Raw genomic sequence first — 25029 nt, 5'->3', positions numbered from 1 at the left:
GCACGCTCACGCAGCTCGTCGGGGTACTTCTTCGGTGCGGGCATCGCTGGTGTTCCTCCAGGTTTCGATGTCTCCATCTAACCCGGGGCGGAACAGGCTGTCTCACTTTCGCAGCGTCGAGATCGGCGCTTCCTGCGATGGCGTCGGCGCCGTCTTCGAAAAGATCCGGACTGGGGGACGGTGGGACGTCTTCGTCAGCAACGTCAGAGCAGCCAAACGGCATGTCGAAGTCTGGCTATCGGTGTCGCCGCAGCGCGACAACCTTATGCATATGGCCGAGATCATCGACTTCGCTGTCGCCGAGGGACTCCGTGCAGACCTCACAAACTTCGTGCACTGGCCGAGGCACCTGGCGGCCTGCAACCTGTCAGCCATAGAAAAGACCAATGCCGCCCAGTACCTGACCTCTCTCGCTGACAGATGCGTCAAGCAGGGCCTCCATGACGAGGCGGCTCATCTTGGAATGCTGATCGACTTCGTCCGCTCTGAAGGAAACGCTCAATGAAGGTCTGTGTTGTCGGCACCGGTTACGTCGGTCTCACCACCAGCGTCAGCCTGGCCTTCCTGGGCCACGACACCACCTGCATCGACCTCGACAAGCGGAAGATCGACACCCTTCGCGGCGGCCACTGCCCGATCTACGAGCCACATCTGGAAGCGCTCCTCGAGCAGGCGTCCTCCCACCTGACCTTCACCACCGAATACGCCGTCGGCGTACCCGACGCTGACGTCGTGTTCATCGCCGTGCAGACGCCGCAACTCGACAACGGCAACCCCGACCTGCAGTACCTGCGATCCGCCGCCGAAAGCGTCGCCCAACACCTGCATGGCGACTTCACCGTCGTGGTCAACAAGAGCACCGTCCCGATCGGCTCCGGCAACTGGGTCGACGCGATCCTGCGCGAAGCGTACGAACGTCACCACGGCCACCGCCCCGACGGTCGATTCGCCGTCGCCTCGAACCCCGAGTTCCTCCGCGAGGGCACCGCGCTCGCCGACACCCTCTACCCGGACCGCATCGTCATCGGCTCCGACAACCAGAACAGCCTGGACCTCCTCAACCAGCTCTACCGACCCATCCTCAACCAGTCCTTCACCCCGCCCACCGTGCTGCCCCGCCCCGCCGGCATGAGCGCCGTGCCGCTGGTCTCCACCGACCTGGCCTCGGCCGAGCTGATCAAGTACGCGGCCAACGCCTTCCTCGCCCTCAAAATCAGCTACATCAATGAGATCGCCGCGATCGCCGGCAAGGTCGGCGCCGACGTCCGCGAAGTCGCCCGCGGCACCGGCCTCGACGCCCGCATCGGCCCCCGCTTCCTGAACCCCGGCATCGGCTGGGGCGGATCCTGCTTCGGCAAAGACACCGCAGCGCTCATCGCCACCGCCAGCGAGTACCACCTCGCCATGCCAATCGTCACCGCCGCCCGCGACGTCAACCACCGCCAGCGCACCAAGGTCGTCGACCGGCTCCTCGACGAACTCCACATCATCAAGGGTCGCAAGATCGGCATCCTCGGCCTCGCGTTCAAACCGGACACCGACGACCTGCGGGACTCACCAGCCATCGACATCGCGAACCTGCTCCTGCAACGCGGTGCCTGGATCACCCTGCACGACCCCGTCGCCGCCAGCCGTTTCCGCCGCGAACAGCCCACCCTGGCCGAGCACCTCGCCGCTCGCGTCGAAGACGTGTTCGACGACGCCGACGCCATCGTGGTCGCCACCGAGTGGTCGCACTACCGCGACCTCGACTGGGCCAAGTTCGCCCCCACCATGCGCTCACCGCTCGTCCTCGACGGGCGACACTGCCTCGACGCCGACCGGCTCACCGGAATCGGCTACCGATACCTGACCATGACCGCACCCGCCATCCCCCCGAACCCGGTGTCTTAGAACGAAATGTCCATGATGCCCAGGCGACATCGATCGGACGGTCGAAGATTCAGTCTCTCTAGCGGTCGTCACCACTCGACCCGAAATCCGCGCCCTCTCCTGCGTCGCCGCACGCATCTACGATCGACGGTGTGCGCGAGCCTCCTCCTGTCACGTCCGCGTTCGTGACCTTCGATGCCCAGGACTCGGGCTGCCTGTCGTATGGAGTAGAGGCGGAGGGGCGCCGCTTGTTCGTCAAGAAGGCCACCACGCCGGCGGCCCGGGTGTCGCTCGTCCGGGCCGCCCAGTTGCACGCCGCTGTAAAGCACCCAGCGATCGTGCGTCCGGAGCGGGTCCTCTCTGGTCCGGACGGGCTGACCCTGGTGTACCCGTGGCGATACGGCAGGGTGCTCAACCAGGCCACCGTAGACGGCACGGATCGCACGGCGCTGGCCAAGTTCCAGCGGCTCGCGATTCCAGACGTTGAGGCGGCACTCGAGGCGATCCTCGACGCCCACCGCACCGTCGCCGCCGCAGGGTTCGTCGCGGTCGACCTCTACGACGGCTGCTTCCTGTACGACTTCAGCGCCCGACAGATGCAGTTGATCGACCTCGACGAGTACCGGCCGGGGCCGTTCATCCTCGACGCTGACCGGCTCCCGGGGTCACGCCGCTACATGGCGCCCGAGGAGTTCGTCCGCGGCGCGGTCATCGACCAACGCACCACCGTTTACGCGCTCGGCCGCACGCTGCACCACCTCCTCGACTCGCCCACCGGCTGGAGAGGGACCGCTGCCCAACGCGCCGTCGCCGACCGGGCGACGCGAGCCTCGGCGGCTGATCGCTACAGCCACGTGGCCGCGCTGGCCCGTGCGTGGCACCTCGCGGCTACGGCATAACCCGACGGAGCCGCGCGGCTACGGCGCAGCGTCGGGCCGCCGCCGCACCGTGTACAGCGCGGTGACGTAGTGCTCCACCGCCACACCGCCCGGTTGGCCAGCGACGACCTCGGCAACACCCCCGAGGAACGCCTCCCGTCGGTCAGCGTCCAGCTCACGCACATTCGGGAAAGTCCCCCACAGACCACGCGCGCCCTGCGGAGTCAACAGGTGCTCCCAGCGGATCATCTCCACCCCCACGAGACGAAACCAGCCACCTGTCTCCAGCTCCGCCGAGCGCTCGGCGACCCTCATTGGTGCCGGCACCTCCGCCGGATCCCGCAACTGCCCGGGCAGCCACCGCCGATAGAGCACGTCCAACCCGATCCGCCAGGGCGACGGGCGGTCCGGGTCACCAAAGACGGTCCACCACACCGCCAACCACCCACCCGGCCGCACCAACCCAGCCAAGCGCCGCACCGCCACCTCAGCATCCAGCCAGTGCAACGAGGTCGCGCACACTGCCAAGTCGAATCCGCCACCAGGAACTCCCACGGTGGCGAAATCACCCTCGACAACGATTACATCCCGGCCGGCCAGGTTCCTCCGAAGCCGGGCCGCCAAGCCGCCACCCAACTCCACCGCCACCACTTGCGCGCCTGCCGCTACCAGATGGCCGGTCACCTGCCCCGTCCCGGGTCCAATTTCCAACACCCGCGCCCCCGGCCGCAGACCGGACTCGGCGAGCACCTGGTACACCCGCTCCGGATACGCCGGCCGGGCCTCTTGGTAGTTGTCCGGATCCTCGTCGAAGCTGCCCCGACGCCGCAGCCGCAGTTCGTCATTAGCCACAACCGTCCGCCCTACCGACCACGATCAACCCACCTTCGAACCCAGAATGAGCGCACCCTGGCGGCCCGAGGGAACTGGCCGTTTAAGGGCGAACCAGCGGTGCAGCCGGCGAGCGGGGTGACGCTGGACCACGAGAGTATTGCCATGCCGTTGTACAACACCAGATCTCGTGCGACCTGGAGAGAGCATGCCCGCAACGAATTCGCCAAATGAGGCGCTGGCGCCGGTCATCGGCCCTGGCGTTCAGGTCGTCGCCGCGCTGCTCCGCCGCGAGCACCACATTGTGCTTGTTCAGGAGCGGCGCGACGGACAGGAGATATGGTCCCTTCCTGGCGGCGGCGTCGAACGCGGTGAACTGCTTACCGAGGCCCTCATCCGCGAGGTACAAGAGGAGACCGGCCTGCGGCTGGGCACGATCGGCCCGCTGGCCTTCGTCGTCAACACGACGAGCGCACGGTACCCGTCCACAGTCGTCCTGACCTTCGAGTGCAGTGACTGGAGCGGCGACATCTCCGTCCATGACCCAGACGACAAGGTCATCACCACTGTTCTGCTACCGCTGAACGAGGCCATGCAACTCCTGGCGTCCTCCGCAGCCACTCGGCCTGAGATCGAGCCCGTGCTCGCCTACCTCGACGGTGCCAGCACGAACCAGGTATGGAGCTACCGCGAGGACCAACCCGCCAGCTGATAGCGCGCTCGCTGCCCAACCTCGCGAATCGAAGCCTCAGACCACACCGCCAGGCCGACTCGCTGCCAGGCCCCCGAAGGCCCGCCCGGATTCGTCGGCACGAATCGCACGGTCACCGACGGTTCCGACACTGCCCAGCACAGACCCCCGCCGAAACAGAGGAGCACCAACAGAGCACCACTGTCCCAGGGAATGGGACAGCCGGCCACGAAAATGGGAGAGAAAAAGGCCGCAACCCCTGTTCGTGCAGGTCACGGCCTTGATCGTTTGTGCGCCCGAAGGGACTCGAACCCCTAACCTTCTGATCCGTAGTCAGATGCTCTATCCATTGAGCTACGGGCGCTTGGTGCTCGGCCAGTCTACACAACCGGCTTTCGCGCGGAGACTCCGGGATTCGAACCCGGGAGGGGCTTTAAAACCCCAACCGCATTAGCAGTGCGGCGCCATAGACCAGACTAGGCGAAGTCTCCCCGGTGACCCGGAAGCCACCGCGCCCGAGGATACAGGCCCGCACCCGCCGGGGGCAAAGCGACTACCAGCATCCCGCCGAACCGCTCAGTTTTCGCCGTGTGCCAGGTCACGTCCGCGACTACGCTCCATCGATATGCAGGAGCAGCCGCCGAGCGATCCCCCCCGTCGCGAGCCCGCCGCCAAGGCCCGGCGGAGCCGCTCCCCCCGACCGGCCTTCAGCCCACCGCCGGCTCCCGAGCCGCCGGCGGACGCGACCGACGACCCGCCGCCCCGTAAGCGGGCGCGCCGGGCCGCGCCGACCGTCCTGTTCCAGCCGCCGGAGCCGGCCGCCGATGCCCCGCCGGCTCCGCGCCCACGCCCGGCCGTCGAGCCGTCTGCGCGCGTTCCGGGTACGCCGGCCGGCGGGCCCGCCGTGGCCGGTCTCGGTACGCAGGGCGCCACGTCGTCGACTCCGACCGGCCTCGGCACCCCGGTCCGCACGCCGTCCCCGACCGACCCCGGTGCCCCGGCCGAGCCGCGAACCGCCCGCGCCGAGTCGACGCCCGCCCCTGCGCCGATAACACCGCGCGAGGATGCAGCCGTCGGACAGGCACCCACCGGACGAACGCCTGCCGACGAGGCGGCAGCGGCATCTCCGCCGACCGTGCCGGCACCGTCCGCCGAGGGGCGGCCGCGCCGCGTCCCCGGTGAAAAGAAGGCGGCCAAGAAGGCGGTGCGGAAAGCCGCACCTCGGAAGACTGCCGTCGCGCCCGATTTCACCGCGCCGGCCGGGGCGGAGCCGTCCGCGTCGGGCGAGCCCGACGCCGCAGTGGAGGAAGCGCCACCGGCCCCCAGGGCCCGCCGCGGCACCAAGGCCACCCCGGCGGCCAGGACCAGCCCAGTGAAGCGCGCCGCCAAGCGGGCTGCGCCCGAATCCTCGACGGACGCGGCGCCCGACGGCCAACCGACGATCCGGGCCGCCAGGGCGAGGAAGCGTGCCGGCGCCACCGACGAGCGACCGACCGCGCAACCGGGCCAGCACCTCCTCGACCGGAAGCAGACCGGGCCCGGACAGGAGGGCCCCGACCCGAACGGAAACGACCCGAACGGAAACGACCCGAACGGGAACGGCCAGAACGGAAGCGACCAGAGCGGGTCCGACACGCGAGGGCCAGCACGGACCGGGCGCGCACAGAACCGGCACGAGCAGACCGGCCCGGCACAGACCGGCGGTGCGGCGAGTCCGGCCGCGGCTGTCGCGCGTACCCCGGGGGCGGGCTGGCGGGTGGTGGGGCCGCGCCTGCGCGACCACCCGGGGTTCGCGCCGGAGCTGCTGGCCCTGGCCGCGGTGGACACGCTCGGTCCGCGCGCCCGGAGCTGGGTGGAGCAGGTCCGCGGGGCCTACCCGCAGGCGGACGCCGACGGGGTGGCCCGGTTGGCGACTCGGCGGTTCGTCCGGATGGCCGGTACGGGCGGCGCGGTGGCGGCGGGGGCCGGGCTGTTCGCGCCGGCGGCCGAGCTGGCCGCGGTGCTCTGGACGCAGGCCAACCTGGTGCTGCACGTGGCCGCCGCCTACGGCCATGAACCGGCGCACCCGGATCGGGCGGCGGAGTTGCTGGTGCTGACGTCGGTGCATCCGGACGAGGGTGCGGCGCGGGCGGCGCTGGCTGCGGCCCGGGAGGCCGGCGAGCCGGCGGACGGGCCGTGGGGGCGGGTGGCCGAGGCGGCCTGGCGGCTGGCCACGCCGGTCGCCGCGCAGGCGGGTGGCTGGCTCGGGTTGCGGCTGGCCGCGCGCCTGCTGCCGGGTGCGGCGGTGCTGGCGGCCGTGACCGGTGGCACGGCCGCCGCCGAGCGGGTCGCGGCTCGCGCGGTCGGCCGGTACCGGCCATGATCGACGCCAGTTCGGGGAGGTAGCGGATTCCACGGGCCGGGAAACCGCCACCTCGCCGGGCTGTCGAACCACCCGCCAGGCCGGCGAGGGGTCAGAGCCAGTCGAACCAGGATCTCGGCAGCAGCGCGTAACCGACGAAGGCGACCACGTCGAGCAGCGTGTGCGCGACGATGAGCGGGGCCACCCGGCGGGTGCGCAGGTAGAACAGCCCGAAGACCACGCCCATCACGGCGTTCCCGACGAACGCGCCGAAGCCCTGATAGAGGTGGTAGGAGCCGCGCAGCACGGCGCTCGTCGCGAGCACCGCGCCGAGCCGCCAGTTGAGCTGCCGCAGCCGGGTGACCAGGTAGCCGACCACGATCACCTCCTCCAGCACGGCGTTCTGCACGGCGGCGAGGATCAGCACCGGCACCGCCCACCAGAGGTCCGGCAGCCCGGCCGGGACCAGCGTGGCGTTCAGGCCGAGCTGGGCGGCCACCCAGACCAGCGCCAACCCGGGCAGCCCGATGAGCGCGGCCAGGCCGGCACCCCGGGCCAGGTCCGAGCCGGGCCGGCTGAGGTCGACCCCGAGCGTCCGCGCCGGGTCGCCGGGGTCGCGCGCCAGCAGGTGTACGGCGAGCAGCACCGGCAGCAGCGCGAAGACGATCCCGAGTAGCTGGTAGGTGAGGTCGAGGTAGGGCCGCGCCGAGGCCGACGTGTTCAGCGCGGCGGTCTGCTTGGACAGCCCGCCCGACGCGGTCAACTTGGCGATCAGCGAGACCAGCGCGTACACGGCCGACTGGCCGAGGGAGAGGCCGAGCACGAGCAGCGTCTCGGTGCCCAGCACCCGGCGGGAGACCGGACGGGTCAGCTCGTCAACCGTCACCGGACCATGAAACCACTTCCAGCGGCAGATGAGCCGGTCGCACATTGTGTGCGACCGGTGGACACGCTCCGTGGACATTCTGTCGGGGCCGATCCGCCCGTCCCGGAGAAGGAGCCTGCCCTGTGGAGAACGTCGCGCGGCTGCTGAAGGAGAGCTGGGCCCTGGTCGAGGAGCACGGGGACCGGCTCTGCGGCCACTTCTACGCCCGGCTGTTCCTGCTCGACCCGGAGCTGCGCAAGCTCTTCCCGGTGCAGATGAACGGGCAGCGCGACCGCCTGCTGGAGGCGATCGTCACGGCCGCCCAGACGATGGACGACCCGGAGACGTTCGACGACTACCTGCGCGGGCTGGGCCGGGACCACCGGAAATACCAGGTGACGGCGGAGCACTACGAGACGCTGGGCGTCGCCCTGCTGGACGGGCTGCGCAGCGTCGCCGGGGACGGCTGGAACCTGGAGTACGACCAGGCGTGGCGGGACGCGTACGCGGGGATCAGCGAGCGGATGCGGGCCGGCGCGGAGGCCGACCGGAACCCGCCGTTCTGGCACGCCGAGGTGTTGACCCACGAGCGGCACGGCCCCGACACGGCGGTGCTGACCGTGCGGGCGTTGTCGGATCCGCTGCCCTGGCAGGCCGGCCAGTACGTCAGCGTGGAGGTGCCCCGACACCTCCCCCGCACTTGGCGGACCTACTCGGTGGCGAACGCCCCGAACGAGGAGAACGTGCTGGAGTTCCACGTCCGTACGCCGGACGGGGGCGCCGGCTGGGTGTCCGGCGCGCTGGTCCGCCGGACCCGGCCGGGCGACCTGCTGCGGGTGGCCGCGCCGATGGGCTCGATGACGCTGGACCCGGACTCCACCCGGGACGTCCTCTGCGTGGCCGGCGGGGTGGGGCTGGCACCGATCAAGGCGCTGGTGGAGGAACTGACCCGGGTCAACCGGACCCGCTGGGTGCACGTCTTCTACGGCGCCCGTCACCCGGGCGAGCTGTACGGGCTGCCTGGGTTGGCGGAGCTGGTGGCGACCCACCCCTGGCTGTCGGTGACGCCGGCGTGCAGCGACGACCCGGACTTCGCCGGGGAGATCGGCGACGTCTCCGAGGTGGTGACCCGCTACGGGCCGTGGACCACGCACGACTGCTATGTCTCCGGGTCGGCCGCCATGGTCCGGGCGACGCTGCGGGCGCTCGCCGCCGACGACGTCCCGCCGGACCAGATCCGCTACGACACGTTCGGCGCCCTCTAGAAGCCTTACTCCCCCCGAGCCGGGTCGCGTGCCCCCGCCCCCTGGGGCACGCGACCCGGCCCCCGCCTGAGTCAGTAACGCCAGGGGGTGCCGGTCTCGCGGTATTCCTCCACCGGCACCAGCGGCACATTGGCCGCCATCCGGTCGACGTAGAGCCGCCCCTCCAGGTGGTCGATCTCGTGCGCGACCAGGCGCGCCATCGCGTACTCGAACGAGGTGATGACCCGGCTACCGTCCCACTGGGCGTGTTCCACGTCGATCCGCAGCGGCCGGGGCACCAGGCCGCGGTGGTCGAAGAAGGAGAGGCAGCCCTCATACTGCTCGTCCGTCTCGTCGGCGGCGTCGACCACCCGGGGGTTGAGCAGCACCACCGGCTCGGCCGCCCGGTCGGCGGGGCGGACCAGCGCGGCGGCCCAGCCCAGGCCGAGCTGCGGCGCGGCGAGGCCGACGCCCTTGCTGAACGGGTGCAGCTCGTCGAGACGGGCCAGCATCCCGGCGAGCCGGTCGATCACCTGCCGGGCGGGTGGCTCCTGGGTCGGTAGGTCGAACTGGCGGGCGGGCTGCCGGAGCACGTCGTCGCCGCGCTGCACGATGCCCACCGCGCGCATCCGGTCGCTGGCGCGGACCCGGGTGTCGCCGGTGGGTGGCGTGTCGGGTTCGGCGTCCGCCGCCGGGCTGCGGAACCGCCACTGCATCCGGTAGCGGGCGTTCAGCGGCGGGTCGTCGGTGCCCCAGTCGTAGATCACCCGGTCGTCGGCCACGGAGCGCTGGATCGGGGTACGCAGCGGGCCCTCCTCCGCCGACAGCGAGGTCTCCGCGCCCCACACCTTCGGGTCGAGGTCCGCGGGCAGGTCGAGGCGCACCGCGAGGTGCCGGGTGGGCAGGCGTACGGCGCGTTGGAACCAGGGACCCCACTTGTCCCGGCCGACGCGGTACGCGTACTCGATGGTGACCCGGTCGCCCGGGTAGAGCGGGAACCGGCCCTCGTCGTTCTCGAAGAGCAGCCAGATCTCCTTGAACGCGTCCCGGTCGTGCTTGGCTCGCCAGTGCATCGGCTCGCGCCCGCCGCCGTCGTCCCGGTAGGCGGCGAGTTGCAGCTCGGCGAACGTGAGCGGGTGCTCCCGGTGGTGCCGGTTGGAGCGGCCCGGGTCGTTGGGGTAGCGGTCGACGGCGACCCGGACCAGGTAGCGGCTGACCGGCTCGGTGCCGGCGTTGTAGAGCTCCCGCCGGATCGCGCAGTGGTAGCCGTCGCCGGTGTGGGTGAGCGTGGCGACCTCGCGTTCGACCACCAGACCGGTGCCGGGGGGCAACCACTGGCCGGGGACCGGCGGGTCCCGGTGCGTCCCGCTGGCCCGGCTGTGCCGCAGTTCGTCGTACTCCCGGAAGCGCTGCCAGATCGCGCCGCTGGCCTCCAGGACGGCCTCGGCCCGGCGGGCGAAGTCCTCGGTGGGCCGGTGCCGGCGACCTTCGACGTGGCTGACGTAGGACGGGTCGAAGCCCATCAGCGTCGCCAACTGCTTCTTGGACAGCCCTCGGCCGGTGCGGTGCCGGGCGAGTTCGGCCGCGAACGAGTCGGCGGCCCGCTCGATCGGTGAGGTCATCAGCACCCCTCGTACGCGGAAGACCATCTTCACGTTTCGTGGCCGAACGTGTACGGAAACTGCCTCGTATTCGACACTCACCTTGACAATTCAGCGGCGCACGTCGATGCTTGCGCGGCCTGCCGGCGCTCCGGCGGCGTTTTCCGCCCACCCCGCCGGGTAGTACGCGACAGCGACGGAGTGACCGGGACCTCCCCTCGAAGCCCGTGGCACCACTTCCCCTCAGCCGAGGGTGTGGTTAGGCTAGCCTTAGCTTCGACCGGCGGCACGCGCCGGCCGACGGGCGACCAGACAGGGGACGGCCAGGTGACTGCGGTGATGCCGGGGCGCGACGTCGCCACCCCGTTCGCCCCGGTCACCGCGACGCTGCGCGCCATGTTCGGCACCGACGACCTGCCCGGCCTGGCACCCGGCCTGCTGGTCCGCGACGAGTTGGACCGCTGGGCCCCGGCCACCCGCCTGATCGACGGCACGCTGCTCCCGGAGTTCCTGACCGGCGCGGCGCGGCGCTGGGGTGGCACCCCGCACGCCTGCGCCGCGCTCGCCTGGAAGTCCTACAGCTACTGGACCGCGCTGCCGGCCGTGCTCGGCTGGGCCTCGGCGCGGCGGGTGCCGCTGCTGGACCCCACGAACGTGCTGGTGCACTTCGAGGACCACCACCAGCTGCTCACCCTGGGCCTACGCCCCTCCACCGGTGTGGCCGTGCTGCCCGGCGACCCGCTGGCGCTGGCCGGCGCGCCCGGCGTCCGGGTGGTCGCCGACGAGGCGGCGCTGCTCGGCGCACTGCGCGCGACGCTGCTCGACGCCCACTTCGCCCCGCTGATCGTCGCCATTCAGCGTGAGGTCCGGATCGGCACCCGTACCCTGCTCGGCTCGGTGGCCTCCGGCATCGCGCACGGCATCCTGCGCGCGGCGGACGCGCTGCCCGGCCCGACCACCGCGACCGTCGGCACCCTGCTCGACGCACTCGACCTGACCGACCTGGTCGAGCTGGTGCCCGGGCCGACCGGTGAGCCGACCGTGCAGCGACGCACCTGCTGCCTCGCCTTCACGCTGCCCCGGCCGAAGGTCTGCCAGGGCTGCTGCGTCCGCCAGGACTGACCGCGGCGTCAGTCGACCAGCGGGCGGACGTCCCACAGCCAGACCCCGCCGACGCGGGTCGGGGTGATCCCGGTCAGCTCGGTCATCGCCCGGCGCAGCGACGCGGCCGGCCGCAGCCGGGGGTCGAGGATCACCACGCCGGCGCGCCAGTGGCGCAGGTCGTCGACGACGGCCACCCGGTCCTGCGGGGTGATCGGTGGAACCGCGTCGGTCCGGCGCACCGTCTCGAAGAACGTGCTGGTGGGGCGCGGCGGCGCGGTGAACAGCGCGATCCGGCCGGCGCCCGGCCGGGTGTCCGGATAGAGGAAGTAACCCCGGGCCAGCGGCATGTCCAGCCGGGTCTCGGCGGACCAGCGCAGCGGGACCGCGTACGTGGTGTCGGGCAGCGGGAGCGTGACCACGCTCCGCCCGCCCGCCACGTACGGCCGCCACGCCCCGGAGCTGACGAACACCGGAGTCGGGTCCAGCCGGGTTGCCGGCAGCGGGGTGGGCAGGATCGGCAGCAGCGCCATCGCGAGCACGGTGCCGGTCGCGAACCGGATCTGCCCCCGGGCCGCCGGGTGCCGGCCCGCCAGCCGCCGCGCCCGGTCGGCGCCGAGCGCCAGCAGCACGCCGATGATCGGGGTGAGCGCGAGCGACCAGCGGGTCGGCACCACCGAGTGCAGGACCGGCAGGTTCTCCAGCGCGGCCCACGGACCGGGGACGCCGGTGTCCCGCCCGTCGAACCGGATCTCCCGGCCGAGCGAGAAGAGGCCGAACACCACCGCGACCGCGGCCAGCCCGAGCACCACCGCGTTGCGGCGCAGCCACCAGACCAGCGCGGCCACCAGCACCAGGAGCGGCCAGCCGAAGAAGGCGTTCTCCTCGGTGGCGTTCTTGACCAGCGGCTCGCTGCCCCGGGCGTCGCCGGCCACCGACTCCCGGGACCACGCCAGGTAGGCGGCGAGGTCGGTGGAGTAGCCCCGGATCAGCGGGGAGAGCCCGGAGTAGGCGCCGGGGCCGGCGAACTGCACGTGGAGCGGGTAGGCGAGCAGCGCCCCGGCCACCAGTGCGGCCACGCCGAGCCCCGCGGCGAACGGTCGGGCCGCCGTGCGTGACGCCGGCCGGCCGAGCGCGAGCGCCAGCACCACCACGCCCAGGCCGATGGCGGTCATCAGCAGGATCTCCAGGTTGAGGAAGGCCTGCCAGACGATCACCAGGCCGAGCAGCAGCCCGTTGCGCAACCAGCGGCCGGGCTGTGCCAGCCGCAGCGTCCGCCAGATGATCAGCGGCACCACGAACTGGCTGACGATGTTGGGGTGGGCGTTCGCGTGCGACACCATGGCCGGCGCGAACGCGCAGAAGCCGGCGCCCAGCCAGGCCGGCCCGCGGGCGCCGACCACGACGCGGGAGAGCAGGAAATACCAGGCGGCTCCGGTGGCGGCGAGGCCGAACGTGAGGAAGATGAGGAACGACCAGCGCGGCCCGCACCAGACCGTCACCGGCGCCAGCGGGAGCGAAATGGATAATACGGAGGTGTTCGCCATCAAATTGACGACGTCGGGCACGTTCATCCGATCCGAAGTGAACGGATAGGCAAATCCCGTGACGACGCGCGCACCGTGCGCCATCATCCATTCGAATTGCGCCTGATCAGTGCGATTGTCCCGTATGCCGTTTGCCGGGTCGACCCACAGCCGGGCGGTCACCCAGAGCGCCAACAGCACAAAGCTGAGCACGGCGAGAGCGTCGAGCCACCGCCCTCGACGCGGGTCCACGTCCGGTTGTGGAGTAGTCATGACATTTCATAGCGTAGTCAAAGTATGACGGGCCCGTGACATTTTTCAGAGACTCGCGTACTATGTGCCGAGTTCGCCGACCGCCGATCACGTGCCCCACCCGACCGCAATTCGGCCACTCCGGTGTCCCGATTTTCCCCCCAGCCATCCAGATGGTTGACTCTGACGGTCCAGGCGCGGGTCAGTAATCTCGTGAGGAATCGACGCATGGCAGAAATCACCGGGGATCAGCGCGTCCAGGCGGAGGTGCTCGAAGGCCTGGCCACCGCCGTCAACCATCGACGGTGGTTCGTCGAGCTGGCCCTGCCTCACCTCGGTGACAACCCCATCGAGATCGGCAGTGGTCTCGGCGACTACGCCGTCGAGTGGGCCGAGCAGCTCCCCCGGATCACCGCCACCGAGGCCGACCCCGACCGGCTGGTCAAGCTCAAGGAGCGGCTGGCCGAGCACCCCGGCGTCGAGGTCCGGCAGATGCTGCTGCCGCACACCGAGCGGGGCGACTACAGCGCCGCCGTGTCCTACAACGTGCTGGAGCACATCGACGACCACGTCGGCGCGCTGCGCAGCATGCGCGACCTGGTCCGGCCCGGCGGCGCGGTGATCATCATCGTGCCGGCGTTCCAGTTCGCGATGGGCCCGGCGGACATCGCCACCGGCCACGTGCGGCGATACACCAAGAAGATGCTGGCCACGGCGATGACGGAGGCCGGGCTCACCGTCGAGAAGATCCACTACGCGAACGCGCTCGGCCTGATCGGCTACTTCATGGCCACCAAGGTCTTCCGGCTGATGCCGAAGGAGGGCCCGATGGTGAAGGTCTACGACACCCTGGTGCTGCCCGTCACCAAGGCCGCCGAGCAGCGCATCCGTCCCCCCTTCGGCCAGTCCGTCTTCGCCGTGGCCCGGGTGTAAGGCCGGGCCCCTTGTTAACGCCTGCGGTATAGACAGGGCCCCTTCTCAACACCACGCGTTAAGAAGGGGCCCCTCCTTACACCTCAGTCCTTGAGCTGGTAGGTGGGGCGGATCACCGCCCGAGCCAGGGTGTGGAACGCGAGGTTGAAGCCGACGAACGCCGGGCTCGCCTCCCTGCCCACGTCGAGGCGCTCCACGTCGACCGCGTGCACCGCGAAGACGTACCGGTGCGGGCGGTCACCCGGCGGCGGCGCGGCGCCACCGTAGCCGGTGTCGCCGTAGTCGTTACGGATGCTGAACGCGCCGCCGAGGTCGGCCTCCCGCGCCGCGGTGGGCAGCTCGGTCACCGAGGCGGGCACGCCCACCAGCACCCAGTGCCAGAACCCGCTGCCGGTCGGCGCGTCCGGGTCGAAACAGGTCACCACGAAGCTCTTCGTCTCCGCCGGAAATCCCGACCAGGACAGGTGCGGCGACACGTTCTCGCCGCCGGCGCTGCCGTGCGCGTACCTGGCGTCCATCGGCTCGCCGTTGTGCACGTCGTCGCTGGTGAGGTCGAACGACGGCACGGTCGGCAACAGCTCGTACGGGTCCGGGGCGATCGGTCGTTCCAGGGTCATCGAAACGGGTCCTTCCGGGTGCGCGAATGTTCTGCGCTCCCCTTCATACCCCGCAGCGGACGAATTCGGCGGAGGGTGTGGGATTCGAACCCACGAAGACATCGCTGCCTTACCGGTTTTCAAGACCAGCGCCATCGGCCACTAGGCGAACCCTCCCGGCGCGTTCCCCGTGGGGGAACCCGACCGCGCATAGTCTGCCACGAACCCGGGATCGGGTAAGACTGAGCCATGCGCGCGATCACGATCGACGAACCCGGCGGACCCGAGGCACTCGTCTGGACGAAGGTCCCCGACCCCGAGCCCGGCCCCGGTGAGGTGGTCGTCGAGGTGCGGGCCAGCGCGGTCAACCGGGCCGACCTGCTGCAACGGCAGGGCCACTACCCGCCGCCGCCGGGCGCGCCCGCGTACCCGGGGCTGGAGTGCTCGGGGACGGTCCGCGCGCTCGGCGCGGACGTGACCGGCTGGTTGGTGGGCCAGGAGGTCTGCGCGTTGCTGGCCGGCGGCGGCTACGCCGAGCAGGTCGCCGTCCCGGCCGCGCAGTTGCTGCCGGTGCCGGCCGGGGTGGACCTGGTCGACGCCGCCGCGTTGCCGGAGGTGGCCTGCACGGTCTGGTCGAACGTGGTGGACCTGGCCGGGCTGGCCGACGGGGACACGCTGCTGGTGCACGGCGGCGGCAGCGGCATCGGCACGTTCGCGATCCAGCTCGGGGTGGCGCTGGGCGCGACGGTGGTGGTCACCGCGCGGTCGGCCAAGCACGCGCGGCTGCGCGAGCTGGGCGCCGCGCACACGATCGACTACCGGGAGCAGGACTTCGTCGAGGAGATGCGCCGGGTGACCGACGGGCGCGGCGCGGACGTGATCCTCGACATCATGGGCGCGTCCTACCTGCCCCGGAACGTGTCAGCGCTGGCCACCGGCGGGCGGCTCGTGGTGATCGGCATGCAGGGTGGCCGCAAGGGCGAGCTCGATCTCGGGGCGCTGCTGGCAAAGCGGGCCTCGGTGCACGCGACCGCGCTGCGCTCCCGCCCGGTCGACGAGAAGGCGGCGATCACCCGGGGCGTACGCGAGCACGTGTGGCCGCTGGTGGAGGCCGGCCGCGTCCGGCCGGTCGTGCACGCCCGGGTGGCGATGGCGGACGCCGCCGACGCACACCGGCTGGTGGAGTCCAGTGACCACCTGGGCAAGGTGCTGCTGGTGCGCTGACGCCTCAGTCCCGCGGGAGCATCAGGCGCGCGCCGGGTCCCTCGCCGGCCAGCGAGTCGCCGGGGTTGTAGAGCGTGCACCGCTGCAACGACAGGCAGCCGCAGCCGATGCAGCCGTCCAGGTCGTCGCGGAGCTTGCCGAGCAGCCGGATCCGCTCGTCCAGCCGGTCCCGCCAGGCGAGGGAGAGCGCGGCCCAGTCCTCCGGGGTGGGCGTACGCCCGGCGGGCAGCGAGTCCAGCGCCTCCCGAATCTCGTCGAGCGACACGCCGATCTGCTGGGAGATCCGGATGAAGGCGACCCGGCGCAGCTCGGTGCGGGCGTAGCGGCGTTGGTTGCCGCCGGTGCGGGCGGCGTGGATCAGGCCGAGCCGCTCGTAGTAGCGCAGCGCGGAGGGGGCGACGCCGCTGCGGTCGGCGAGCTGGCCGATGGTCAGGGTTGCCTCGTGCATCACAGGACCTTGAGGTGAAGTTCGGTTGAGGTTCGAGGCTATCGACATGACGACGACCCCCGCCACCGCTCGGCGAACTGCTCGACCGGGTGCGCGCCGGCCGCGAGTTCGGCGCGAACGTTTACTCGACGCTCGACGTGCTCCAGGTCCTCTACGACCGGGTGCTGCGGGTGACCCCGGCGACCGTGGACCACCCCGACCGGGACCGGTTCCTGCTCTCCAAGGGACACGCCGTGGCCGGCTACTACGCGCTGCTCGCCGCCCGGGGCTTCATCCCGGTCGACTGGCTGGACGACCAGGGCGGCCCGGCGAGCCGGCTCGGCGACCACCCGGACCGGCTGCTGGTGCCGGGCGTCGAGATCGGCTCCGGGTCGCTCGGCCACGGCCTGGGACTGGGTGTGGGCACCGCGCTCGGCCTGCGGGCCCAGGGGCGCACCGACCCCCGGGTGTACGTGCTGCTCGGCGACGCCGAACTCGACGAGGGCTCCAACCACGAGGCGATCGCGTACGCGGGCACGACGCGGCTCGGCAACCTGACCGCGATCGTGGTGGACAACCACTCCGCCACGCACGGCTGGCCGGGCGGCGCGGCGAGCCGGTTCACCGTCAACGGATGGACCGCCGCGACCGTCGACGGCCGCGACCACGACGCCCTGCACCGCGCCCTCACCGGGCACGACCACCACCGGCCGCACGTCGTCGTCGCGGCCGTCACCGACGGGGAGTGACGCCATGACCATGCGGGACGCGTTCTGACCGGCGCCGAAGAGGTGCTGGCCGACCCCCGGAGCACGATCGTGCTGGCGGACATCTCCGCCGCCGAGTTCGCCCCGGCCGCCGCCCGGTACCCGGAACGGGTGGTGAACGTCGGGATCCGGGAGCAGCTCATGATCGGGGTGGCCGGCGGGCTCGCGTTGACCGGGCAGCGGCCGATCGTGCACAGCTACGCCCCGTTCCTGATCGAGCGGGCGTACGAGCAGATCAAGCTGGACCTCGACCATCAGGGCGTCGCGGCGGTGCTGGTCGGCATCGGCGGCTCGTACGACCGGGCGGCGGCCGGTCGCACCCACCTGGCACCGGCCGACGTGGCCCTGCTCGACACGCTCGACGGCCGGACCGTGCACGTGCCGGGCCACCCCGACGAGGTACGCCCGCTGCTGCGCGCCGTCGTCCGCGGCACCGGCCCGGCCTATCTGCGGTTGTCCACCCGAAGCAACGCGGCGGCGTACCCGCAGTCGGGTGACCTGCGGGTGGTCCGTGACGCCGGACCGGGCGCGCCGCTGCTGGTCGCGGTCGGGCCGGTGCTGGACGCGGCGCTGGACGCGGTGGCCGACCGGCCGGTGACGGTGGCGTTCACCCACCGGCCGCGGCCGTTCGACACCGGCGGGCTGCGCGCCCTGGCCGGCGACGAGGTGATCCTGGTCGAGCCCTACCTGGCCGGCACCTCGACCCGGGTGGTGGCCGAGGCGCTGTCCGACCGGCCGCACCGGCTGCTGGCCCTCGGTGTGGGGCGGGCGGAGCTGCGCCGCTACGGCGGCCCCGAGGATCACGACCGCTGGCACGGGTTGGACGCGGCCGGGCTGCGCCGTTCGGTCGACGCCTTCCTCGCGCCGGCCTGACCGGCGTCGACGGGACCGGCCCGACCCCGGGGACGACGGGACCCCGCGACCCGGCCGGTGCCGGGTGCGGGGTCCTCGGGTCGGGCGGGTCAGCGCGCGGCGGAACGGACCGGGCGGCGGCGGGTGCGCTCGCGGGCCAGGATCCAGATCGCCTCGACGCCGTCCTTCCAGGTGATCTTCTTGCCCTCCTCGCGGCCCCGGGCCCGGTAGCTGATCGGCACCTCGTAGGGGCGGATGCGCTGGCGCAGCAGCTTGCCGGTGACCTCGGCCTCCATGCCGAAGCCCCGCGAGCGCACCTCAAGCGATCGGTAGAGCTCCAGCGGCATCAGCTTGAAGCAGGTCTCCAGGTCACCGATGTAGGAGTTGTAGAGCACGTTGGCGGCCAGCGTGACGCCCTTGTTGCCCACCACGTACCAGAAGCTGTAGGAACTGTGGCTGCCGAAGGTCCGATTGCCGTAGACCACGGTGGCCCGGCCGTCGAGCACCGGCTCCATCAGGCGCGGGATGTCCTGCGGGTCGTATTCGAGGTCGGCGTCGAGGATGACCATGTATTCGCCCTCGGCGTTGTCGACGGCGGTCTTGATGGCCGCGCCCTTGCCGGCGTTGCGCTGGTGGGTGATCACCCGCAGGCGGGCGTCGTCGACCCGGCCCAGCACCTCCCCCGTGCCGTCCCGGCTGCCGTCGTCCACGACGACCAGCTCGATCTCGCACGGGTAGTCGACCGCCAGTGCCTGCTTCAACGCGTCCGCGACACGGTCTTCCTCGTTGTAGACCGGCATGAGGATCGAGAGCTTCACGGGTTCTCCACGGAGGCGACGGCAGGTCGGGGCATAGCGTAGCCTGGCAGATCCGGCAGGTCACGGCAGCCCGTCAACCTTACTGCTGCTTGCGCGGCACCACGACGAGCCGGGCGGTCCCCTGGTCGCCGTCCTTCGCACCCGCCACGCCGACCGTGGTGCCGACCTTCACGTCGGTCGCCTTGATCGTGGCACGGCGCTCCACCACCCGCAGCTTCTCGTCGAACGTCCAGGTCATGGTGAACCCGTCGGTGGACTTGACGGTCATCGACTTCTCGTCGATCGCGGTGACCCGGCCGCGCTGGACCGCGACGGTCTTCGTCCCGTCCTCCTTGGTCTGCACCACCACCTCGCCGTGCAGCGTGTTCCTGCGCAGCAGCACCCGGGCGCGGTGCCGCTTGCGCCACTCCTGCGCGCGGTCGCCCTTGCGCTCGCCGGCCCGCTGCTCCGGCGTGCCGGAGGCGGACGGGGCGGGCGCGGCGACCGGGTCGACGTCGAGGTCGGTGGCGTCGACGCCGAGCGCGGCGAGGGCCTGCCCGTCGACGCCCATGGCGGCGGCCACCTCGACCGCGCTCTCCCGGGCCTGGTCCGCGCCGACCTGGGCCGCCCCGCACCCGGCGAGGCCGAGCGCCGCGGCGGCGAGCAGTGCAGTGGCGCCGGTGACGATTCGCTGACGTGTCACAGGGATTCCTCTCGTCGGTGTCGACGTCAGCGTTCCCCACCCGCGCGAGCGGACCGTCAGGCCGATGTTCGAGCCAGGTAAGGGTCTCCGGGCAGCCGGACGGCGAACGCCGCACCGCCCTCCGCGGCGTGTCCGGCGACGATGTCCCCGCCCAGCCGGCGGACCAGTCCGGCGGCGAGCGCCAGCCCCAGCCCGCTGCCCACCTTGCGCACCCCCCGGTACCGCTGGTGCAGCGCGCCGCGCTCGAACGCCACCGCCAGGTCGTCGTCGGTGAAGCCGGGTCCGCCGTCGCGGACCTCCAGGACACCGCCGGCCGCCGGGCCCGCACCGGCCGCCCGAACCGCGAGCACCACCGGCGCACCCGGGGGTACGACCCGCAGCGCGTTCTCCAGCAACCCGTCCACCACCTGCCGGATCCGCCCCGGATCGGTGTACGCCGGCACCGGCACGCCGGGCGTCTCGACCCGGAACGGCACCCCGACCGCCGCGCACCGGTCCGACCAGGTGCGCTCGGCGTCGGCGGCGAGCCGGGTCAGGTCCACCGGCCCCGGTTCCAGCGGGAAGTCGGCCGCCTCCAGGCGGGCCAGCGCCAGCAGGTCGCTGACCAGCCGGTCCAGGTGCTCCGCCTCGGCGAGCACGGTCCGGCCGGTCGCCGGGACCGCGTCCGCGTCGAGCACGCCGTCGGCCAGCGCCTCCGCGTAGCCACGGATGGCGGTCAGCGGGGTCCGCAACTCGTGCGAGACGGAGAGCAGGAACTCGCGCTGCCGGCCCTCGCTGGTGGCCAGCGCGGCGGCCAGCCCGTTGAGCGCGTACGCCAGGTCGGCGACCTCGTCGGGTGGCTCGACCGGCACGCGGACCGCCCGGTCACCGGCGCGGAGCCGGGCGGCGGCGGTGGCCGCGGTCCGGATCGGTCGGGCCAGCCGGCGGGCGAGCAGCAGCCCGGCGGCGGCCCCGGCGGCGAGGCCGGCGAGCAGCGGCAGCCACAGCCCGCGCAGCACCTGCCGCCACGGGCCGGCGGTGACCGCCCGGGTGAGCACCACCCCGTCGCCGCCGGGCAGCGACCGCGCCTCGACCAGCCGGCGCTGCCCGTCGACGAGCCGCCGGCCGGAGACGTTCTTGCCGGCGGCGACCCGGGCGACGAGCGGCGCGGGCAGCCCGCGCCGGTCGACCTGGCCGTCGCGCACCACGTACACGTCGATCTGCTGCTGGCGGAGCTGCCGGATGAGCCGGTCGCCGGCGCCGTCGCGTTGGCGCACCGGGCGGACCCGCAGCACGTCGGCGGCGAGCCGGGCCTGGGCGGCCAGCGCGTCCTGGTCCCGCCGTTCCGCGCCGCGCACCGCCAGCGGCACCGCGACCAGCGCGGTGACCAGCACCGAAACCAGCGCCACCGCGCAGGTGACGAGCATCGCGCGGGCGGTGAGGGTGTGGCCGGGCCGGCGGCGGGTGGGCGGGGCGCCGGGGCCGATCACCGGCAGCGCCATGGTGGGCTGCTCAGGCATCGGCCGCGTACCCGACCCCGCGGTGGGTGCGGATCACTCCGGCCGGGCCGAGCTTGGCCCGGACCTGCGCCACGTGCACGTCGACGGTGCGGGTGCCGCCGTGCGCCGCGTAGCCCCAGACGGCGGCCAGCAGTTCCTCCCGGGTGAACACCCGGCCGGGACGGGCCATCAGGTGGGCGAGCAGGTCGAACTCGGTGGAGGTGAGCTGCACCGGCGCCTCGCCGACGGTCACCGCCCGGCGGACCGGGTCGAGGGTGACCGAGCCGAGCACCCGTGGCTGCCCGGCCGGCGTGCCGGCGCTGCGGCGCAGCACCGCCCGCACCCGGGCGACCAGTTCGCGCGGGCTGAACGGCTTGGTGACGTAGTCGTCCGCGCCCAACTCCAGGCCGACCACCCGGTCCACCTCGTCGTCGCGCGCGGTGAGGAAGATGACGGGCGTCCAGTCGTCCGCCGCGCGCAGCCGCCGGCAGATCTCGGTGCCGGCGAGGCCGGGCAGCGCGATGTCGAGCACGCAGGCCACCGGGCGCAGGCGCCGCGCGGCGGCCAGCCCCGCCGTGCCGTCCCGTTCCAGGTGTACGCCGAAGCCGTCCCGGGTCAGGTAGAGCCGGACCAGGTCGGCGATGGCCGGCTCGTCCTCGACCACGAGGACGAGCCCACGCTGCGCGGCGTCGGCGGTCACCGGCCCATGATGACCGACCGGCGGCGTCGGCGACGGTGCGGGCGATGTTCGGGTTCGGTAAGGAGGACGTCAGTGCGCCGGCGCCGGGCGGAACGCGGCGGGACGGCCGGCGGCCGGCGGGTCACCGATGGTGGCGACCAGCCGTTCCGTCGGCGTCCGCAGCCGGGTCCGGAAGGCGTGGTTGAGCAGCGCGTCGAGCTGCCACACCTGCTTTGGGTGGTGGGTGCGGATGAGGAAGCGTTCGCGGGCCCCGTCGATGGCGGTGGCCGCCAACTCCAGGCTGTGCGAACGCGGGTCCGGGCTCCAGGTGACGTTGCTGAGTTCCCGCAGCTCGGTGTTGAGGTGCAGGCGCAGCCGGTGCAGCACTCGGGTCTGCCGGGTCACCACCAGCCGGCGATGGGTGAGGAGCATCAGGTAGTCGCCGCCGACCGGGTGGTCCGGCCGGCTGCACCGGGTGACCAGGATGGTGGCGTCGCCGGAGCCGACGCAGCGGCGGAACACCGGCATGTGCCGGGTCGCGGTCTGGGTCGCCAGGCCGGTCTCGGCGGCGGCCGGAAGGAACGTTCGCGAGAACACGTCCATACCCGGTGCAACGAGCGGCTGACCTGGGGTGATATGGGTCACGCCCGACTTCTGGAACTTCCATCCGTGCAAATCGCACCGGTGGTGCGACGTCCGGCTCCGCTCAGAGCAGCTCGACGATCGTCGCGTTGGCCATGCCACCGCCCTCGCACATGGTCTGCAGCCCGTAGCGGATGCCGTTGTCCCGCATGTGCTGGAGCATCGTCGTCATGATCCGCGCGCCGGAGCCGCCGAGCGGGTGACCGAGCGCGATCGCGCCGCCGCGCGGGTTGAGCCGCTCCGGGTCCGCCTCCGTCTCGGCCAGCCAGGCCAGCGGCACCGGGGCGAACGCCTCGTTCACCTCGTAGACCCCGATCTCCTCGATGCCCAGCCCCGCACGGCGCAGCGCCTTCGCGGTGGCCGGAATGGGAGCCGTGAGCATGGCGACCGGGTCGTCTGCGGCGACCACTGCGGTGTGCACCCGGGCCAGCGGGCGCAGGCCGTGCCGGCTGGCCCACTCGGCGGTGGTCACCGCCAGCGCGGCGGCGCCGTCGGAGATCTGCGAGGCGGACCCGGCGGTGACCACACCGTCGGCCCGGAACGGGGTGGCCAGCTCGCCGAGCTTGGCCAGCGACGTGTCCCGGCGGATGCCCTCGTCGGCGGCGAACTTGCCGCCGTCGGCGAGCGCCACCGGGGCCAGCTCGGGGTCGAACGCTCCGGCGTCCTGCGCGGCGGCCGCCTTCTCGTGGCTGGCCAGCGCGAACTCGTCGAGCTGGGTGCGCGAGAAGCGCCACCGCTCGGCGATCAGCTCCGCCCCGACACCCTGGTTGAACGGCAGCGGCGAATCCTCGGCGACGCCCTCGACGCCGCGGTAGCGCTCCAGGATCGCCGCGCTGAACGGCATCCCGCCGGCCACGCTGGAGCCCATCGGCACCCGGGTCATCGACTCGACGCCGCCGGCCACGACCAGGTCGGCCTGCCCGGCGAGGACGGTGGCGGCGGCGAAGTGCAGCGCCTGCTGGCTGGACCCGCACTGCCGGTCGAGCGTGGTGCCGGGGACCGACTCGGGCCAGCCGGCGGCCAGCACCGCGTTGCGGGCCACGTTCCAGGACTGCTCGCCGACCTGCGACACGCACCCCCACACCACGTCGTCGACCTGACCGGGATCGATGCCGGTGCGCTCGGCCAGGGCACGCAGCACGTGCGCCGAGAGATCCACCGGGTGCACCCCGGCGAGGCTGCCCTTGCGCCGCCCGACCGGGGTCCGTACCGCACCGACGATGACCGCGTCACTCATGTCTACTCCCCGGTAACCTCGCTTCCCCCGATCCTACGTGCTGACCCGACCGGTCGTCCTCCCCCACCGTGCGGCCCCGCTGGCTGGCATGCTGGGCGGATGGATCCACAGCCGTCACCGGCCGCCCAGTGGCGGGTGCCGAGAGCGCTGCCGGTCGTCAAGGCGCTCGGCGCGCTCGCCCTGGGCGCGCTGGGCCTGCTCCTCGCCGACGGCGACCCGGTCCGCCCCGCGCTCGCCGGGCTGGCCGCCGCCGCGCTGGTCGCCTGGGCGCTGCGCGACCTCGTCGCGCCGGTCCGCCTCGCCGTCGATCCGGAGGGGCTCACCGTGATCCGCGGGTACGCCGGCCGCCGCCGGCTGCCGTGGGCGACGGTCGAGGCGATCCGGCTGGACCGGCGCAGCCGGCGCGGCGTCACCGCCGAGACGCTGGAGATCGACGCGGGGGAGTCGCTGCACCTGTTCGGCCGCCGCGACCTGGACGCGCCGCTGGACGAGGTGGCCACCACGCTCACCGCCGCCCGGGCCGCCGCCCGCTGACGGTCAGCCGGTCAGCGCGGCCGTGCGGACCAGGACCAGCCCGATCAGGGCCACCAGCACGATCGCACCGCCGGCCACCTGGAACACGGTCCGCCGCATCCGTGGTGCGTACGCCAGGACCAGCGCCGTCACGGCGCCGACCACCAGCCCGCCGAGGTGCCCGGCCACGGAGATGCCCGGCACGGTGAACGTGAAGATCAGGTTGATCACCAGGATCGGGACGATCGCCGAGGTGTCCCGACCCAGCCGGCGCATGATCACGAAGATCGCGGCGAACAGGCCGAAGATGGCGGTCGACGCGCCGGCGGTGGACCGGTTCGGCGCGGTGAAGACGTAGGCCGCGACGTTGCCGCCGAGCCCGGCGATCAGATAGAGCGCCAGGAACCGTAGCGGCCCGAGCACCGCCTCCAGCGTCCGGCCGAGCACCCAGAGCGCCCACATGTTCAGCAGCAGGTGCAGCACACCGAAGTGCAGGAACATCGCGGTGACCAGTCGGTACCACTGGCCGTCGGCCACCCCGCCGAGGCTTCCGTCCGGCAGGATCGCCCGGCCGATCACGCCGCCCCAGTCGGTCAGCGGCGTCGAGCCGCCCATCAGGCCGCCGAGGCCGCCGCCGGCGAGCGCGTTCCCGCTGCGGGCCGAGATGACGGAGAACACCATCATCAACACGTTCAGCCCGATCAGGACCTTCGTCACATAGCCCTCGCGGCCGGCGGCACCGCCGCCGAAGGCGGTGCGCGCCGGCCGCACGGTGCGGCGCCCCTCGGCGACGCACTCGGGGCACTGGTGGCCGACGGAGGCGTCGCGCATGCACTCGGTGCAGATCGGCCGGTCGCAGCGGGCGCACCGGAGGTAGGTCTCCCGATCGGGGTGCCGGTAGCAGACCGGAGTGGTCGGCACCGGCCCCTCGGTCGCGTCGCCTGCCTGCCCGGAGCGCTCAGTCATGCGAGCAAAGGTA

24 protein-coding genes, 3 tRNA genes and 1 pseudogene are annotated in these 25029 nt (G+C 72.5%); 12 read left to right on the top strand and 16 right to left on the bottom strand.

Annotated features, from left to right (window positions below):
• The 3 genes and pseudogenes from AB0H28_RS19815 to AB0H28_RS19805 all read left to right on the top strand — a co-directional run.
• Positions 1-505, top strand: a pseudogene (locus tag AB0H28_RS19815) (hypothetical protein); the annotation flags it as partial.
• Complete coding sequence (locus AB0H28_RS19810; protein WP_358041873.1) at positions 502-1893, top strand: UDP-glucose/GDP-mannose dehydrogenase family protein; 1392 nt, start codon at positions 502-504, stop codon at positions 1891-1893. The pseudogene AB0H28_RS19815 and the gene AB0H28_RS19810, both read left to right, overlap by 4 nt.
• 131 nt (positions 1894-2024) lie before the next feature.
• A complete protein-coding gene (locus tag AB0H28_RS19805; RefSeq protein ID WP_358041870.1) occupies positions 2025-2771 on the top strand; it encodes a serine/threonine protein kinase in 747 nt (248 codons plus the stop codon).
• 18 nt (positions 2772-2789) lie between these two features.
• Here AB0H28_RS19805 and AB0H28_RS19800 read toward each other — a convergent pair whose 3' ends face one another.
• Positions 2790-3602, bottom strand: a complete 813-nt coding sequence (locus AB0H28_RS19800) for a class I SAM-dependent methyltransferase (protein ID WP_358041867.1) — start codon at positions 3600-3602, stop codon at positions 2790-2792.
• Positions 3603-3789: 187 nt separating this feature from the next.
• Between AB0H28_RS19800 and AB0H28_RS19795 the strand changes: the two genes are divergently transcribed.
• Positions 3790-4293: an NUDIX hydrolase gene (locus AB0H28_RS19795; RefSeq protein WP_358041864.1), complete on the top strand. Its 504-nt coding sequence runs from the start codon at positions 3790-3792 to the stop codon at positions 4291-4293.
• Between the two features lie 270 nt (positions 4294-4563).
• Here the strand turns inward: AB0H28_RS19795 and AB0H28_RS19790 are convergent.
• Positions 4564-4636 (bottom strand) — tRNA-Arg (locus AB0H28_RS19790).
• 36 nt (positions 4637-4672) lie between these two features.
• A tRNA-Ser gene (locus tag AB0H28_RS19785) sits at positions 4673-4763 on the bottom strand.
• A 1265-nt stretch (positions 4764-6028) separates the two neighbouring features.
• Here AB0H28_RS19785 and AB0H28_RS19780 point away from each other — a divergent pair.
• Entirely contained in the window at positions 6029-6634 is a 606-nt protein-coding gene (locus tag AB0H28_RS19780) for a hypothetical protein (RefSeq protein ID WP_358041861.1), read from the top strand.
• A 91-nt stretch (positions 6635-6725) separates the two neighbouring features.
• Here the strand turns inward: AB0H28_RS19780 and AB0H28_RS19775 are convergent, their stop codons facing one another.
• Complete coding sequence (locus tag AB0H28_RS19775) at positions 6726-7499, bottom strand: CPBP family intramembrane glutamic endopeptidase (RefSeq protein WP_358041857.1); 774 nt, start codon at positions 7497-7499, stop codon at positions 6726-6728.
• 122 nt (positions 7500-7621) lie between these two features.
• Between AB0H28_RS19775 and AB0H28_RS19770 the strand changes: the two genes are divergently transcribed.
• The gene (locus tag AB0H28_RS19770) at positions 7622-8743 is read left to right on the top strand and encodes a globin domain-containing protein (RefSeq protein ID WP_358041854.1); all 1122 of its coding nucleotides are present in this window, start codon (positions 7622-7624) and stop codon (positions 8741-8743) included.
• A gap of 71 nt (positions 8744-8814) precedes the next feature.
• Here the strand turns inward: AB0H28_RS19770 and AB0H28_RS19765 are convergent, their stop codons facing one another.
• Entirely contained in the window at positions 8815-10347 is a 1533-nt protein-coding gene (locus AB0H28_RS19765) for a peptide deformylase (RefSeq protein ID WP_358041905.1), read from the bottom strand.
• 315 nt (positions 10348-10662) lie between these two features.
• Here AB0H28_RS19765 and AB0H28_RS19760 point away from each other — a divergent pair, with 315 nt between their 5' ends.
• Complete coding sequence (locus AB0H28_RS19760; protein ID WP_358041902.1) at positions 10663-11445, top strand: ferric iron reductase; 783 nt, start codon at positions 10663-10665, stop codon at positions 11443-11445.
• A gap of 8 nt (positions 11446-11453) precedes the next feature.
• On the opposite strand, the gene AB0H28_RS19755 is transcribed toward AB0H28_RS19760, so the two are convergent.
• The gene (locus tag AB0H28_RS19755; protein ID WP_358041851.1) at positions 11454-13223 is read right to left on the bottom strand and encodes a hypothetical protein; all 1770 of its coding nucleotides are present in this window, start codon (positions 13221-13223) and stop codon (positions 11454-11456) included.
• A 207-nt stretch (positions 13224-13430) separates the two neighbouring features.
• On the opposite strand from AB0H28_RS19755, the gene AB0H28_RS19750 reads away from it, so the two are divergent.
• Positions 13431-14135 (top strand): class I SAM-dependent methyltransferase, encoded by a 705-nt coding sequence (locus tag AB0H28_RS19750; protein ID WP_358041848.1) that lies wholly within the window; start codon positions 13431-13433, stop codon positions 14133-14135.
• A gap of 83 nt (positions 14136-14218) precedes the next feature.
• Here the strand turns inward: AB0H28_RS19750 and AB0H28_RS19745 are convergent, their stop codons facing one another.
• Together AB0H28_RS19745 and AB0H28_RS19740 are read right to left on the bottom strand one after the other, a co-directional pair.
• Positions 14219-14752, bottom strand: a complete 534-nt coding sequence (locus AB0H28_RS19745) for a YbhB/YbcL family Raf kinase inhibitor-like protein (protein ID WP_358041845.1) — start codon at positions 14750-14752, stop codon at positions 14219-14221.
• Between the two features lie 69 nt (positions 14753-14821).
• Positions 14822-14908, bottom strand: a tRNA-Ser gene (locus AB0H28_RS19740).
• 72 nt (positions 14909-14980) lie between these two features.
• Here AB0H28_RS19740 and AB0H28_RS19735 point away from each other — a divergent pair.
• Positions 14981-15955, top strand: coding sequence for an NAD(P)H-quinone oxidoreductase (locus tag AB0H28_RS19735; RefSeq protein WP_358041842.1), 975 nt, complete (start codon positions 14981-14983; stop codon positions 15953-15955).
• A 4-nt stretch (positions 15956-15959) separates the two neighbouring features.
• Here the strand turns inward: AB0H28_RS19735 and soxR are convergent, their stop codons facing one another.
• Positions 15960-16403: a redox-sensitive transcriptional activator SoxR gene (gene soxR / locus AB0H28_RS19730; protein ID WP_358041839.1), complete on the bottom strand. Its 444-nt coding sequence runs from the start codon at positions 16401-16403 to the stop codon at positions 15960-15962.
• Between the two features lie 77 nt (positions 16404-16480).
• Between soxR and AB0H28_RS19725 the strand changes: the two genes are divergently transcribed.
• Both AB0H28_RS19725 and AB0H28_RS19720 read left to right on the top strand, forming a co-directional pair.
• The gene (locus AB0H28_RS19725) at positions 16481-17131 is read left to right on the top strand and encodes a transketolase (protein WP_358041899.1); all 651 of its coding nucleotides are present in this window, start codon (positions 16481-16483) and stop codon (positions 17129-17131) included.
• 42 nt (positions 17132-17173) lie between these two features.
• On the top strand, positions 17174-18022 hold the full coding sequence (locus tag AB0H28_RS19720) for a transketolase (protein ID WP_358041836.1): 849 nt from the start codon (positions 17174-17176) through the stop codon (positions 18020-18022).
• Positions 18023-18111: 89 nt separating this feature from the next.
• Here the strand turns inward: AB0H28_RS19720 and AB0H28_RS19715 are convergent, their stop codons facing one another.
• The 6 genes from AB0H28_RS19715 to AB0H28_RS19690 form a co-directional block, all read right to left on the bottom strand.
• Positions 18112-18819 (bottom strand): glycosyltransferase family 2 protein, encoded by a 708-nt coding sequence (locus tag AB0H28_RS19715; RefSeq protein ID WP_358041833.1) that lies wholly within the window; start codon positions 18817-18819, stop codon positions 18112-18114.
• 79 nt (positions 18820-18898) lie between these two features.
• A complete protein-coding gene (locus AB0H28_RS19710; protein ID WP_358041830.1) occupies positions 18899-19501 on the bottom strand; it encodes a hypothetical protein in 603 nt (200 codons plus the stop codon).
• A 56-nt stretch (positions 19502-19557) separates the two neighbouring features.
• Positions 19558-20982 (bottom strand): HAMP domain-containing sensor histidine kinase, encoded by a 1425-nt coding sequence (locus AB0H28_RS19705; protein ID WP_358041896.1) that lies wholly within the window; start codon positions 20980-20982, stop codon positions 19558-19560.
• A 10-nt stretch (positions 20983-20992) separates the two neighbouring features.
• On the bottom strand, positions 20993-21679 hold the full coding sequence (locus AB0H28_RS19700) for a response regulator transcription factor (protein ID WP_358041827.1): 687 nt from the start codon (positions 21677-21679) through the stop codon (positions 20993-20995).
• A gap of 69 nt (positions 21680-21748) precedes the next feature.
• Positions 21749-22261: a hypothetical protein gene (locus AB0H28_RS19695; protein ID WP_358041824.1), complete on the bottom strand. Its 513-nt coding sequence runs from the start codon at positions 22259-22261 to the stop codon at positions 21749-21751.
• 103 nt (positions 22262-22364) lie between these two features.
• Positions 22365-23537 carry an acetyl-CoA C-acyltransferase gene (locus AB0H28_RS19690; protein WP_358041821.1) on the bottom strand — a complete coding sequence of 391 codons (1173 nt, stop codon included), beginning with the start codon at positions 23535-23537 and terminating at the stop codon, positions 22365-22367.
• Positions 23538-23636: 99 nt separating this feature from the next.
• Here AB0H28_RS19690 and AB0H28_RS19685 point away from each other — a divergent pair, with 99 nt between their 5' ends.
• Entirely contained in the window at positions 23637-24071 is a 435-nt protein-coding gene (locus AB0H28_RS19685) for a PH domain-containing protein (protein WP_358041818.1), read from the top strand.
• 3 nt (positions 24072-24074) lie between these two features.
• Here AB0H28_RS19685 and AB0H28_RS19680 read toward each other — a convergent pair whose 3' ends face one another.
• Positions 24075-25016, bottom strand: a complete 942-nt coding sequence (locus AB0H28_RS19680) for a rhomboid family intramembrane serine protease (RefSeq protein WP_358041815.1) — start codon at positions 25014-25016, stop codon at positions 24075-24077.
• Between the last annotated feature and the right edge of the window lie 13 nt (positions 25017-25029).

Source organism: Micromonospora sp. NPDC050980, from assembly GCF_040653835.1.
In the GTDB taxonomy this organism is placed as follows: Bacteria; Actinomycetota; Actinomycetes; order Mycobacteriales; family Micromonosporaceae; genus Micromonospora.
The sequence above is the reverse complement of the archived record's forward strand: the minus strand, read 5'-3'. Positions and strand labels throughout refer to the sequence as shown.

Excerpts from the sequence above, each read along its gene's own strand:
- soxR (WP_358041839.1), bottom strand. The coding sequence starts at position 16,403 with ATGCACGAGGCAACCCTGACCATCGGCCAGCTCGCCGACCGCAGCGGC.
- AB0H28_RS19680 (WP_358041815.1), bottom strand. The coding sequence starts at position 25,016 with ATGACTGAGCGCTCCGGGCAGGCAGGCGACGCGACCGAGGGGCCGGTG.
- AB0H28_RS19810 (WP_358041873.1), top strand. The coding sequence starts at position 502 with ATGAAGGTCTGTGTTGTCGGCACCGGTTACGTCGGTCTCACCACCAGC.
- AB0H28_RS19705 (WP_358041896.1), bottom strand. The coding sequence starts at position 20,982 with ATGGCGCTGCCGGTGATCGGCCCCGGCGCCCCGCCCACCCGCCGCCGG.
- AB0H28_RS19685 (WP_358041818.1), top strand. The coding sequence starts at position 23,637 with ATGGATCCACAGCCGTCACCGGCCGCCCAGTGGCGGGTGCCGAGAGCG.
- AB0H28_RS19750 (WP_358041848.1), top strand. The coding sequence starts at position 13,431 with ATGGCAGAAATCACCGGGGATCAGCGCGTCCAGGCGGAGGTGCTCGAA.
- AB0H28_RS19690 (WP_358041821.1), bottom strand. The coding sequence starts at position 23,537 with ATGAGTGACGCGGTCATCGTCGGTGCGGTACGGACCCCGGTCGGGCGG.
- AB0H28_RS19735 (WP_358041842.1), top strand. The coding sequence starts at position 14,981 with ATGCGCGCGATCACGATCGACGAACCCGGCGGACCCGAGGCACTCGTC.
- AB0H28_RS19760 (WP_358041902.1), top strand. The coding sequence starts at position 10,663 with ATGCCGGGGCGCGACGTCGCCACCCCGTTCGCCCCGGTCACCGCGACG.
- AB0H28_RS19755 (WP_358041851.1), bottom strand. The coding sequence starts at position 13,223 with ATGACTACTCCACAACCGGACGTGGACCCGCGTCGAGGGCGGTGGCTC.
- AB0H28_RS19795 (WP_358041864.1), top strand. The coding sequence starts at position 3,790 with ATGCCCGCAACGAATTCGCCAAATGAGGCGCTGGCGCCGGTCATCGGC.
- AB0H28_RS19695 (WP_358041824.1), bottom strand. The coding sequence starts at position 22,261 with ATGGACGTGTTCTCGCGAACGTTCCTTCCGGCCGCCGCCGAGACCGGC.
- AB0H28_RS19745 (WP_358041845.1), bottom strand. The coding sequence starts at position 14,752 with ATGACCCTGGAACGACCGATCGCCCCGGACCCGTACGAGCTGTTGCCG.